Origin of the sequence: Saccharothrix ecbatanensis, assembly GCF_014205015.1 — a bacterium.
Classification (GTDB): domain Bacteria; phylum Actinomycetota; class Actinomycetes; order Mycobacteriales; family Pseudonocardiaceae; genus Actinosynnema; species Actinosynnema ecbatanense.
Window position 1 is genome coordinate 74,906 of the sequence record NZ_JACHMO010000001.1, and the last position, 12,900, is coordinate 87,805.

The 12,900-nt window shown below is 69.3% G+C and carries 6 protein-coding genes and 1 pseudogene; 2 read left to right on the top strand and 5 right to left on the bottom strand.

All coding sequences use genetic code 11. The features are described from left to right. The first annotated feature begins 17 nt into the window (after positions 1–17). A complete protein-coding gene (locus F4560_RS00310) occupies positions 18–482 on the top strand; it encodes a hypothetical protein (protein WP_184914556.1) in 465 nt (154 codons plus the stop codon). A 146-nt stretch (positions 483–628) separates the two neighbouring features. On the opposite strand, the gene F4560_RS00315 is transcribed toward F4560_RS00310, so the two are convergent. Next, the gene (locus F4560_RS00315; protein ID WP_184914558.1) at positions 629–2,863 is read right to left on the bottom strand and encodes a rhamnogalacturonan lyase family protein; all 2,235 of its coding nucleotides are present in this window, start codon (positions 2,861–2,863) and stop codon (positions 629–631) included. Between the two features lie 1,110 nt (positions 2,864–3,973). Between F4560_RS00315 and F4560_RS46435 the strand changes: the two are divergent. Next, a pseudogene (locus tag F4560_RS46435) lies at positions 3,974–4,129 on the top strand (DapH/DapD/GlmU-related protein); the annotation flags it as partial. Positions 4,130–5,563: 1,434 nt separating this feature from the next. On the opposite strand, the gene F4560_RS00325 reads toward F4560_RS46435, so the two are convergent. From F4560_RS00325 to F4560_RS00340, 4 genes are all read right to left on the bottom strand, one after another. Continuing rightward, on the bottom strand, positions 5,564–8,302 hold the full coding sequence (locus F4560_RS00325; protein ID WP_312867901.1) for a beta-L-arabinofuranosidase domain-containing protein: 2,739 nt from the start codon (positions 8,300–8,302) through the stop codon (positions 5,564–5,566). 149 nt (positions 8,303–8,451) lie between these two features. After that, complete coding sequence (locus F4560_RS00330) at positions 8,452–9,903, bottom strand: glycoside hydrolase family 43 protein (protein ID WP_184914566.1); 1,452 nt, start codon at positions 9,901–9,903, stop codon at positions 8,452–8,454. A gap of 16 nt (positions 9,904–9,919) precedes the next feature. Further along, positions 9,920–11,314, bottom strand: coding sequence for a family 43 glycosylhydrolase (locus tag F4560_RS00335; protein WP_184914569.1), 1,395 nt, complete (start codon positions 11,312–11,314; stop codon positions 9,920–9,922). Positions 11,315–11,820: 506 nt separating this feature from the next. After that, the gene (locus F4560_RS00340; RefSeq protein ID WP_221483272.1) at positions 11,821–12,897 is read right to left on the bottom strand and encodes a LacI family DNA-binding transcriptional regulator; all 1,077 of its coding nucleotides are present in this window, start codon (positions 12,895–12,897) and stop codon (positions 11,821–11,823) included. Positions 12,898–12,900: the final 3 nt, after the last annotated feature.

Sequence of the window (12,900 nt, forward strand, 5' to 3'; positions counted from 1 at the left end):
CAGGCAGGAGGAGCCACGTGGATCTGGTGATCGACCCACCGCGAGGTGTGGGGCCGTTGAGGGTCGGAATGCCGTTCGTCGAGGGCGTCGAACTTCTGCGCTCCCTCGACGGGCACCGACCGCCGAGTCCGGGACGCAACAGCCCGCCGGGATTCGCGCATTACGAGTCCGAGCTGACCATCTCGCTCGGCCCTGACCGGGACGGCCGGGTGAAGGCCATTGAGCTTTACCGGCCCGAGCGCGACGTCACCGTCGTCTTCCGGGACATCGAGGTGTTCGGCACCCCCGCCGACGAGGTGATTCGGCGTCTTTCAGAGGTCACGCGTCTGGAGGTCGAGGACGATGGGGTCCGCGTGGTCGCGCCCGACCTGCTGCTGGCCCTCGGGCGACCGTTCCGGTCGGACAGCGCCGAAGAGCCTGAGGGATGGTATTTCGAGTCGGTGCTTGTCGCTGCCCCTGGGTATTACGACGGACTGAAATGACGCAGCACGGCGGCCTTGTGCCGCAACACCAGACAACAGTCGTAACGCTACGGCTCACGATCATGTCCCCGTGGCCATGGCCACGTTGCCGACGACGGATCCGTGGGCGGGCCGGTTGACTGAGCCGGCCCGCCCACGGATCGGGTTTAGCGGACGTAGATGTTCGGTTGGGGTGGGGTGCTCATGCCGCCGCCGAGGAAGAAGCTCGGGTGGGGCGGCTGGTTGTAGGCGGTGTTCTGCCACGCGATGGCCACGCGGTACTGGGAGTCGTGCATGAGGGTGTGGATCCGCCGGTCGGTCTGCGTCGACGTGGCGTAGATGCGCAGCGCGGCGTTGTCGTCGCGCGGCAGGATGACTTCCTCGCGCCAGTCGCCGAACAGGTCGCCGGAGAGCGACGGGGTCGACTTGGTGCCGTTGATGGAGTGCGCCCCGGTGCCGGTGAGCAGGCGGGTGTCACCGCCGGTGCCGTACTTGTCGACGTGGTTGCCGTCCAGCAGTTCCCGCACCGGGTCGGCGTCCCACCAGGCGAGGAAGTTCGCGCTGCCCGGTGAACGCCCGACGTTGCCGCCGGAGCCGTTGAACAGGCTGGTCAGCCCGGTGCCCCTGCCCCAGAACTCGGCGCCGGCGTTCCCGGCGTGCACGTCGCCGGCCGCGCCGCGAGCGGGACCCTCGCAGCTGCAGGTGTTGTTCTTCTGCATGATCGTGGCGCCGCTGTTGCCGTCCCGCAGGGTCGCGGCGGCTCCGGAGCTCTGCTCGTGGATCATCCAGATTTCCTTGCCTGGGCGGCTGGGGATGAAATCACCGACGTGCAGCGCGTCACCGTGGGCGTAGAAGTTGGTGGTGTACCGCCCGGTGCCGTTGGAGTTGATGGTCATGCCGCCGTAGATGATCTCGTCGGTGCCGTTGCCGTCGACGTCGGCGATGGACAGCGAGTGGGCGCCGCGACCGGTCCACTGGCTGCCCGCGGAGCCGGAGTCGAACTTCCAGCGCCGGGTGAGCTGCCCGTTGCGGAAGTCCCACGCCGCGATGGTGCTCTTCGCGTAGTAGCCGCGGCCCATGATGATGCTGGGACGCTGTCCGTCCAGGTACGCGGTGCCGGCCAGGAACCGGTCGCCCCGGTTGCCGTTGCAGTCGCCCCAGTCGCAGATGTTGCCGCGGGCGGGGTCGAAGGGCACCGTGGACATGGCGGCGCCGGTGAGCCCGTTGAACACGGTCAGGTACTCGGGTCCGGTGATGATGTAACCGCCGGAGTTGCGGTGGTCGGCGCTGCCGTTGCCGATCACCTGACCCGTGCCGGACACCGAGCCGTCGCCCGTCTTGACCGCCATCTCGGCCCGACCGTCACCGTCGTAGTCGTACACCTGGAACTGGGTGTAGTGCGCGCCGGCGCGGATGTTGCGGCCCAGGTTGACGCGCCACAGCCGCTGTCCGTTGAGCTTGTAGGCGTCGATGTAGACGTTGCTGGTGTGACCGGACTGGGAGTTGTCCTTCTGGTCACTGGGGTCCCACTTGAGGAAGATCTCGTACTGGCCGTCACCGTCCGCGTCACCGACGCTCGCGTCGCCGGCGGAGTAGGTGCTTCCCGGCCGGGAGATCGGCACGTCGAGGTAGTTGCCGCCGGAGAAGCGCAGTGACGCCTCGGACGGCGCCTGTTCCACCCCGCCCACGACCGCGCGGACCGTGTACGACGCGTCCCCTGCCGCGCCGGAGTCCAGGTAGTTGGTGGAGTTGGTGATCGGGGAGGCGTTCAGCTTCGTCGCGCCCCGGTAGACGTTGAACCCGGTGGAGGTCGGCTCGGTCCCGAGCAGCCGCCACGAGACCAGGTTGCCGGTCCCGGAGCGCACGCTGACCAGGCCGCGGTCGAGGTCCTCCATCTGCTTGCCGGTGGGCGGGTCGCCGGCGGCGTCGATCTCGAGGTAGTCGACGTTCGCCAGGCCGGCCGCGGTGGTCGGGCTCAACCGGATCGTGTTCGTGCCGGCGTTCACCGGGACGGTGAGCGTCTTCGTGACCCACGTGGTCCAGGCGCCGGTCGGGTCGAACGCGGTGCCCGAGTGGGCGACCGCACCGTTGACCAGCACGTCCGCGGGTCGGTTTGCGGTAGCGCCATTGGCGTAGCGGATGGCGATGGTCGCGGAGCCCGCCGCGGATGCCGTGACGGTGAACTGCGCTGCCGCGCCGACCGCGTTGTCCGCGTTGCAGAACCCGCTGCCGGAGTAGCCGGCGTGGTTGGACTCGATGGCTCCGGCGCAGGTGGCCGGCGAGCTTTCCGCCTCGTAACGGGTCGGAGCCGCCGAAGCCGGGGAGATGACTACGCCGCTCCCGGCGACGGTCAAGGCGACGCCGGCAGCGAGCAGTGCGGCGCGCTTTCTGTTTAAGGGCATGACGGACCTCTCCAACAGGTAAGTCGGATGACATCGGGGTTGTGGAGCACAGACCGGTGGCGGGGTCGGCGGGGAATCCGGGCCGACCGACCGAGCGCTAGAAGACGGTGCGGACACCGTGCGGCGTTACCAGCCGATCTGACGGTCCGTGCGTCGTGAGGTCGTCACGGCAATAGCTTGCACTCTGAACAAGATTGGTGAGCACCGTTGCTCCTCCGTCGCAGAGTCTGGGAACGCTCCCAGAAGTGGCGAGGCGCATCCCGCGGCCAGCAACGCCGCGAGGATGGCACCAGGCCGGATGTGAAACGATTCAATTGGCCTGACAATACCGTGGAAAGCGCTATCCAGCCAGTGGACACCTCGGCCGTCAGGTCGTGCGGCGGCTTCGGTCATCGTCCGATTCCATTGGCGCCTATGATGTTCGAGCGCCAACGCTGCTGAGGTAGACCGTACGAACGCCGCCGTGCCGCTGTCAACAGCCTCGGCGAAATGTTTCGGATGGGGTTGGTGTCAGGGCAGGACCGGCAGGTCGAACACGCAGGCCCTTGACATGAAGGCAGGAAAGCGCATTCCATGAGCTCGCGCCTCCACCGCGGGCCGGTCCGGTCAGTCGCTCCGGCGGATCGGCCGGTTCGACGACTCGTTCGACACCGTCCCGCCGACGACCAGGGGTATTCGATCGTGATTGAAATCCCGGCCGCCGAGGGCCGGCCGTTCGACCGCAACCACTTCGACTACTCCCCTTGGTCCTTTTGGGACGAGGCCGACGAGCGGGCGAGGCAGCGCCAGCTCGACGTCCAGCAGGACCTCGTCCGGCACCGCGGTTACGAGATCGGCGAGCGCTGCTTCCTGTCCGAACTGGCCTCCGTGCAGAACGAGGAGTTCCGCCTCGGCCACGGCAGCTACGTCGCCGCGGGCGGCTACCTGAGCGGGTCGCTGCGCGCCGGGCGTGACTGCACGATCAACGCGTACACGGTGGTGCGCGGCGACATCCGCCTGGGCAACGCCGTGCGCATCGGCGCGCACACCTCGATCCTCGGTTTCAACCACACCGCCGAGGATCCCGACACCGAGGTGTTCCGGCAGCCCCTCCGCTCGCTCGGCATCACCATCGGCGACGACGTCTGGATCGGCTCGCACGTCGTCGTCCTGGACGGGGTGGCGGTCGGCGACCGGTCCGTGATCGCCGCCGGCGCCGTGGTCACCAAGGACGTCCCGGCCGGCGCGATCGTCGGGGGCAACCCGGCCAGGGTGCTGCGTTGGCGCGTGCCCGCGCTCGCTCCGCGGTCGGACGACCTCGTGGGTGCGCTCACCGCGTTCACCGAGACCGTCCACGCCCAGGCGCACCAGGTGCTGGCGCGGTCCTGGGACCCCGGCGTCGGTCTGTTCGCCGACCGACCAGGGGCCGCGCCGACCGTCCGCGCCCAGTGCGACGCGATCGAGATCGCCGACCTGCTGCTCGGCCGTGCGCCCGACCAGCTGCCCGCCCAAGCCCAGGTCGACCGGTTGCGCGGCTGGCAGGACCCGGAGACCGGCCTGGTCGGCGCGCTCCGACCGGACGGCACCGTCGAGCGTGCCCGCGACGGCCTGTCCGACCCGGACGCCGCCTATCACGTCCTGTCCGTCGGCTATGCGCTGGACCTGCTGGGCAGCGGATTTCCCGAGCCGATCCACGTCGCGGCCCGCGCGAGCGCCGAAGACGTGGTCGCCGGGCTGGCGCGGCAGCCGTGGACCACCAACGCCTGGTCCGCCGGCGCCTGGGTGGACGCCCTCGGCACCGCGCTGCACTGGAACCGGCGGCGCGGTGACCTCGGCACCCCCGGCGCGACCGAAGCCCTCTTCGGCTGGCTGGTCACCACCGTGGACCCCCGCACCGGAACGTGGGGCCGACCGGCGTCCGACGACGGCCTGCTCCAGGTCGTCAACGGCTTCTACCGCGCCTCGCGCGGCACGTTCGCCCAATTCGGCCTGCCCGTGCCCCACCCGGAACGGGTCGTGGACACGGTCCTGGAGCACGTCCGCGACGCCCGCTTCTTCCGGACCGAGAGGCAGAACGCCTGCAACGTCCTCGACGTCGCCCACCCGCTCTGGCTGACCCGCCACACCGGGCACCGCGCCGACGAGGTCCTGGAGGTCGCACGCCGCCTGCTCACCGACGCGCTCGGCCACTGGACCGACGGCGCCGGCTTCGGCTTCCAGGCGCCGCACCCGACGACCACCGGCCTTCCCGCCACGGCGCCGGGTTTGCAGGGCACCGAGATGTGGCTGGCTGTGATCTGGCTGCTCGCCGACCTGCTGGGCCTCGCCGACACCCTGCGCTACCGCCCGCGCGGCGTCCACCGACCCGAACCCGCCATCAGGGCCTGAGCTGCGAGTTCAAGCCCGGCAGGCACCTCACGCCGGCCGACGGGACGATGTCGAGAGAGCGATTGGTGGTGATGCACGGGTGGTTGACCCGGCTGGGTATGACAAGGACATGCCGCTTGTCCAAGAGCATCTGACGAAGTTTGATCGGGCTGTGGCGAAGGTGCGCCAGACCCACAGCGGCCGTCCGGTGGATGAAATTCGGCCGGCCCTCCTGGAGGAGTTCGAGTTGGAGGGTTTGGTTGTGTGGAGGGAAGTGGCGGATGATGCGGCCTTTCACATCTCGCGAGTGCCGGGTGCCGGTTCTCGACCGGCACCCGGCACTGCCGGGTCGCCTTAGATGAAGCGCCAGAGGTGGTCGTTGGTGCCGTTGTCGTCCCAGATGACGATCTGTGCGCCGCGCGTGGCCGAGGCGCCGGATACGCCTAGGACGCGACCGCCGTTGGCGCACTGGATGCGGAAGTAGCCGTTCGTGCCGTAACGGAGCCGCCAGCGGTGGTCGTTCGTTCCGTTGTCGGCCCACTGGAGCACACGGGAGCCATTGGCGGTCGCGGCGTTCTCCACTCCGAGGACCTTGCCGCTGTGCGAGTTGCGCAGCTTGAGGTACCCCCCGGTGTCGGGCACGGCGGTCCAGAGGTGGTCGGCGGTGCCGCTGTCGTCCCACTGGACGGCCAGGCCACCATCCACAGTGGACATGTCCTGCACGCCGAGCACGAGACCGCTGTTGAGGTTCTGGATGCGCCGGACGCCATTGGGCACGAAGCGCCACCGGTTGTCCGCGCTGCCGTTGTCGGGATCCTGCACGGCCTGCGCGCCGGCGGCCGTGGAGCCGTTGAGGATGCCCAGGAGCTTGGCGCTGTTGGCGTTACGGATGCGGTGCGTGCCGTCGCCGTTGTCCAGCACGGTCCAGCGGTGGTCAGCGGTGCCGTTGTCGGTCCACTGGAGCACGCGGGCATTGTCGGCGGTCGACATGTCCTGCACGCCGAGCACCTTGCCGCTGTTGCCGTTGCGGAACCGCACCGCCGAGCCGTCGACGATCAGCGCCCAGTTGTGGTCCGGCGTGCCGGTGTCGTTCCACTGAACAGCCGCGCCGCCGTCCGCGGTGGACATGTCCTGCACGCCGAGGACCAGGCCGCTGGAGGCGTTGACCAGCCGGTAACCGGCGGTGGTCGTGCCGCCTTGACCGGCCGCGCGCCAGTAGACGGTGTAGTTGTGGCCGTGGGCGTCGTAGAACGGTCCGAGGTTCACCCTGGAGCCGTTGGCGACCGCGGTGAACGCCAGCGCGGTGGTGCTGGTGCGGGTGATCGACGCGGGGTCGAGGGTGGGCAGGGTGTTGAACGCGGTGTTGCCGTAGTTGCCCGACAGCACGACCGGGCCGTAGGTGACCGCGGAGACGCCGGGGTCGTCGTTGGCCGCCCGCATGACGACCCGCATGGGCAGGCGGACGGTGACGGTGTCGCCGGGCGCCCAGTTCCGGGTGAGGGACGCGTAGCTGCCGGGCGTGGTGGTGATGCTCTGCGCGACGCCGTTGACGCTGATCGCCGCGCCCTCGGTCCAGGAAGGGATGCGGACGCGCATGGTCCACGAACCGGCCGCGTTGCCGGTGACGGTGAGGGCGGTGGTGTCGCTCGCCGGGTAGGTGGTGGTCTGGGTGACCGTGATCCCGCGTTGCGACCAGTTCAGCACCGACGGCAGGAACAGGTTCACCGTCAGCGTGGCGCCGTTGTGGAAGTAGATCGAGTCCATCAGCTTGGTGTTGGTCTCGATGCCCGTGCCCTGGCAGCACCAGAACGTGCCGTAGTCGGTGCTGAAGCTGCCGCCGCCGACCACGGGACCGGCCTGGCCGCGGCGTCCACCCGGGTTGAGCGCGGTGAAGTAGCAGACGTGGCCGTGGGCGGAGGCGGGGTTCTGCTGGCCGATGAGGTGGTTGAGCAACGCCTGCTCGTAGTAGTCGAAGTAGGCGGCGTTGTCCGGTTGCAGCTGCCACAGCTCGCGGGTCAGCTTGAGCATGTTGTAGGTGTTGCACGCCTCCGCCGTGTCGGGCAGCAGGTACCGGGCGATGGCGCCGGGCGCGCGGAAGTGCTCGGCCTGGCTGTTGCCGCCGATGGCGTAGGTGTGGGCGGACACGGTGATGTTCCACGCGTTGGTGGCGATGTCGCGGTAACGGGTGGTGCCGGTGGCCTTGTACTCACGCGCCGCGCCGACCCACTTGGGCACCTGGGTGTTGGCGTGCAGCCCGTCGAGCCGGTCCTGGCCCGCCGCCAACGGGTCGAAGACGGCGGCGTGGTCGAACCGCTGCGCCACCGTGAGCCACCGCGCGTCGCCGGTCTGCTGGTACAGGTCGGCCAGGACCTCGTTCATGCCGCCGAACTCGGTGCGCAGCGTGATCTGCATCTGGCTGTACGACAGCCTGGCCGTGCGCCAGTCCACCCAACCCGCGAACCGCAGCAGCACGTCGCGCGCCTGCGTGTTGCCGATCAGCCGCCACACGTCCAGCAGACCCGCCAGGGTCTTGTGCAGGCAGTAGTACGGCACGCCCTTGCGCGTGCCCTGCTCGACCGTGTTGAAGTCGGACTCCGGGAACCCGGACAGGTAACCGGCGTTGAACCCGGCCGCGGCGTTGTTCGCCTGGCACTTGGCCAACTCCGCCACCATGTGGTTCGCCTTGTCACGGCAGACGGTGTCCTCCAGCACCGCCCACGCCTGCGCCCACGCGGTCAGGAAGTGCCCTTGGCTGTGGGTGCGGAACTCGAAGTTCGGCGCTTCCCACCCGCCCAGCGCCGCCGCACCGCCGGTGGACAACCGGTGGTTGGCGCGGAAGTTGTAAAGCAGCCGGTTGACGTCCACGAACCGCAGGTAGGTCAGCGTGCGGTTCTGGTTGTCCAGCCAGCGGCTCGCGGTCAGGCGCACTTGGCCGAGGTCGAACGCGAACGCCGAGACGCCGGTGTCACCGCGCACGGGCGGCACCACGGCGGCCAAGGCACTGCCGGCGCCGACAGCGACGGGAAGGGCGGTGGCAACGGCGGTCGCGCCCGCGGCCTGCAACAGAGCACGTCGGCTGAGCGAAGGGGACACGAGAACGCTCCAGGGAGGTGAAGGGAGGAGGAAGGCGTTGGAAGGCGCGCCAAACCGCTCCGGGCCGATGAGTTCCTTCTTCATCGGCCCGGAGAGAGGCTGTCGGTACTGCCGGTCGTATCGCCGGACCTGGTTGCCGGGGTGCGGGTTCAGCTCGTCAGTCGGAAGGTCGCGTCGGCGCGTTCGGTGGCGTTGGTGATCGGGTCCAGTCGGAGCTGGTACGCGTAGTGACGGATGTAGCGGTCGGGGAAGTTGTAGGACTGGAACGACGACCACGACGACGAGGCCAGCCCGGCCACTTGGCGGAAGGTGGAGTCGGCCTTGAACGTCGCGCTGCCGTCATCGGCTGCCAGGACGAAGTCGTAATTGCTGTGCCGCAGGTAGTAGCCGGGGTAGTTGACCGACTGGAAGGAGACCGTGCCCGAGCCGGCCAGACCGGCGACGACGCGGAACTGGGCGTCCTGGGCGGGGCTGACGTTCGAGTCGATGCGCACGTCGTGGTCGGCGTGCCGCACGTAGCGGTCCTGGAAGTTGTAGGACTGGATGCGGTTGAACGGCGCGGTGGTGCCCCACTTGGCCAGCACGCGGCTCTCCTCGGCCCCGGTGAGGTTGAGGATCGAGCCGTGGCGCTTGCGCGCGACGCCGAGGTTGTAACCCGTGACGGTCTGGAAGTTGCGGGTGCTGCCGAGGTTCGTCGACGTGATCGGCATGTAGCCGCGGCTGGTGGCGTACTGGTCCAGCCAGAGCGCCCACTCGTTGCGGCCGTTGAACTGCATCCACATCGGACCCTCGACGACGTTGCCGCCGCCGGTGCCGTTGGAGATGCCCATGTGCGACAGGTTGCCGATGGTGGTCCACGAGCCCAGGACCGAGTTGCTGCCCTCGATCGTGATGTGGCCGTCGGCGGAGGCGCGGTAGAAGCGGTAGCCGCCGACGCTGCCGGGCGACTCGATGATCTGGGTGTCGATGATGCCCTGGCCTGCGCCCCGGTCGATGTAGAGGACGGGGGAGGTGAACGAGCGGAAGTCGCGGGTGCGCACGTAGTAGATGCGGTGCTTCTTGACGCCGTTCAGCGTGGCGTTGGTGGCCCAGTAGACGACGTAGTCGCCGGACGCGGGGTCGTAGATGGCTTCCGGCGCCCAGGCGTCGCCCGCGCCCGAGATGCCCGCGGCCACGTTCAGCAGGCGCGGGGCGGACCAGTTGACCAGGTCGGTGGACTCCCAGACGACCAGTGACGTGCTGCCGCGGTTGGCGGCGTCGGACCACGACGTGCCGGACGCGATGCGCAGGTCGGTGGCGATGATCCAGTACCGGTCGCCCGCGGGGGAGCGGAGGAGCGCGGGGTCGCGCACACCTCGCGTTCCCACGGTGGACAGCAGCACGGGCGCGCCGTTGTTCAGATCGGTCCAACGCAGACCGTCGCGGCTGTGCGCGAGGTAGATCTGCTCGCCGTTCGAGTGCTCGCCGGTGAAGTGCGCCATCAGGTAGCCGGTGAACGGCTCCAGCGCCTCGGCCCGCCGGTCGGTCGTGACCGACCAGGTTGTGAACAGCAAAGCCACGGCCGCGACCAGCGCGCCCAGCTTCGTCAGTGCTCGTGACATGGGTGATCTCCCTTGATCACAGGGTGGGGACGATCGGGGCGATCGTGCCGTCGGCGTTGAACGTCATGCGGTCGACGGCGGTCTCGCGGTTGGTGCCGTTGCCGGCCGGCACGGCGAAGCGGTGGTAGGCGACGTGCCAGGTGTCGCTGGTCGGCGCCTTGACCACGGAGTGGTGGCCGGGGCCCTTGATGCCCGACTCCAACCGCTTCTGGAGCACGACACCGCGCTTCGTCCACGGGCCGAGCGGTGAGGTGCCGGTGGCGTAGGCGACCTGGTAGTCCTCGTCGCGGGTGTCGTTCTCCGACCACATGAAGTAGTAGGTGCCGTTGCGCTTGAACACGAACGACGCCTCGCGGTAGCCGGTGGGCGTGATGTTGCGGACCTTGGCCGGGTCGAAGGAGACCATGTCGGCGTTGAGCGGGACGACGTACGCGGTGCCGTTGCCCCAGTACAGGTACGACTGCCCGTTGTCGTCGGTGAACACCATCGGGTCGATGGCCTGTCCGGAGTAGGCGCCCGCGCGGATCAACGGCCTGCCGAGGGCGTCGCGGAACGGACCGGTGGGGGAGTCGGACACGGCGACACCGAGGTGCTTGGCCGTGTCGCCGGAGGCCGCGCCGCCGCTGAAGTACAGGTAGTAGCGGCCGTTCTTGGCGATCACGGCGGGCGCCCAGGCGGAGTTGTCGGCCCAGGACACGTCCGGTCCGTGGTCGAGGATCACGCCGTGGTCGGTCCAGTTCACCAGGTCGGTGGAGGAGAACGCCTTGTAGTACGGCGACGCCCAGCTCGCGTAGCCGTCGGTGGTGGGGTAGAGGTAGTAGCGGCCGTTGAAGTTCGTGATGTGCGGGTCGGCGAACAGGCCCGGGATCACCGGCCCCTTGGTGGTCTTCGGCGTCCACGGCGCGGTGAGGCGGAACGAGCTGTCGGCGCGGAACAGGGCGGTGTCCTGCCGGACGTCGATCCACAGCTCGTTGTTGCGGTGCCTCAACCGCCGGTCCGGGAAGTTGAACGAGGCCAACGACATCGAACCGGACACCGACCCCGGGACGGCGCAGAACGTGGCATCCGCGCGGAACTGCGCCGTGCCCGTGTTCGCTTCCAGGTGCACCCGGTAGTCGCGGTGCCGAAGGAAGTGGCCGTTGCGGGCCTGGAACGAGTAGCACGACGGCGAGGCCAGCCCGTTGACGACGGTGAACGTGGCGTCGGACTTCACCTGGTCGGTGCTGCCGGACGTCACCGGGTCGAGCCGGCCGAGGTAGTCGGCGTGCCGGACGAACCGGCCGGGGAAGTTGACCGACTCCAACGACCGCGCGCCGGTCGGCAGCACGTCGGCGGATGCCGTGGGAGGTAAGGCGATCGTCGCGGCGATCAGGGAGAACAGCACCGCGCACGTGCGTGTTCGATGGCGCATGGTCAGCTCCAGGAAACGTCGGTACGTGAAGTGGGAAGTGGCGTTCGCGCACGAGAACGTCGCGCCCGCGAAGACCGGCGCTGTTGCCGTGTGGGGGCGACCGGGTGGAAAAGGCTAATCAACACCTGATGGTCTGCTCGCGCCGATGCGGCGCGTCGGGTTCTGTCGCCTGACGGCTTCCACCCGGCCATGAGATGCGCGCACTGCCATGCCTCGCCTCCTTGCGAGCTGGTCCAAGCGTGCTCCAAGGCCCGGCCGGGTTCCGGGTGCGGTGGAGCGGCGCCCCGACCGTAACCGTGGCCCTCGTAGCGGGCAATACTCCGGCGGTAGGAAATGTTAGCGATAACAGGGAGTAGTGACCTGCGGGAGCGGTCGGTGAGTGCTGCGGCCGGTACTGCGACGGGCGGCTACCCGACCACATCTGGCCTGGTAGCCGCCCGGAGATCGGCAAGGTCGTGCAGGTTGGACGCTACGACCTGTTAGCGCTCACAGCTCATGCTCCGGCGTTATCGCGGTTGGTGCGCGAGAGCGCTCGGCCGGGCACCCGACCGGGCGGAAGACGGCGGGATCTCTCCCGAACCGCGGCGCACGAGGGTGGCCGGGACGACGGCGTGCGTCGGTGGGGACTGGTCGCCCCGGATGCGGGCGAAGATGAGTTCCGCGGCCATGCGGCCGAGTGCGGGGACGTCCTGGCGCAGCACGGTGACAGCGGGTTCGAGCATGTCGGCCAAGGGGAAATCGTCGAAGCCGATCAAGGCGACCCGGTGGTGCAGGTCGCGTTCGCGCAGGGCCCGCATCGCGCCGACGGTGACGAGGTTCTGGGCGGTGAACAGCGCGGTCGGCGGTTCGTCCAGGTCGAACAGCGCGGCGGTGGCGGTCTGGGCGGCGTCGGGGCCGTGCAGGTCGGTGCGGACGAGTTCTTCGTGCAGCGTCAGGCCGGTGTGGGCGAGCCCTTCGAGGTAGCCGGTGTAGCGCTCCTGGCTGGTCCACAGGGTCTGCCGGTCGCCGAGGAAGGCGATGCGCCGGTGACCCAGGCCCGCGAGTTGGACCACGGCTTCCCGTGAGCCGTCACGGTTGGTGGTCGTGACGCTGTCGGTGCCGCCGAAGGTCGGTGGTCGGTCGACCAGCACCATCGGGGTGCCGCGTTCGCGTTCCTGCTGGAGGGCGTCCTGGTGGCCGCCGACGGCCATGACGACGATGCCGTCGACCCGGCGGGTGGCCAGGGACGTGAGCAGTTCGCGTTGCAGGTCCGGGTCGTCCTCGTTGCTGCCGGCCAGCACCAGCACGTCGTCCTGCCGCGCCCGGTCCTCGACCGCGCGCAGGAGGGCGGCGTCGAACGGGTTGGACAGGTCCTCGAAGAGCACGCCGATGGTGGCGCTGCGCCGGTCGGAGCGGCGCAGGCTGCTGGCGGTCAGGTTGGGCCGGTAGCCGAGGCTGCGCGCGGCGGCGCGGACGCGCTCGACCACCTCGGGACCGGCGCCGGGCAGGTCGTTGATCACCCGCGACACCGTCTTCGTGCTGACCTTGGCGAGTGCGGCGACGTCCCTCATGGTCGGCTCGCGCCGTGCACCCCGTGGATCCATGAT

Bases quoted from the DNA above. Each gene is read 5' to 3' on its own strand.
- F4560_RS00315 (WP_184914558.1), bottom strand. From the start codon at position 2,863: ATGCCCTTAAACAGAAAGCGCGCCGCACTGCTCGCTGCCGGCGTCGCC.
- F4560_RS00330 (WP_184914566.1), bottom strand. From the start codon at position 9,903: ATGTCACGAGCACTGACGAAGCTGGGCGCGCTGGTCGCGGCCGTGGCT.
- F4560_RS00335 (WP_184914569.1), bottom strand. From the start codon at position 11,314: ATGCGCCATCGAACACGCACGTGCGCGGTGCTGTTCTCCCTGATCGCC.
- F4560_RS00340 (WP_221483272.1), bottom strand. From the start codon at position 12,897: ATGGATCCACGGGGTGCACGGCGCGAGCCGACCATGAGGGACGTCGCC.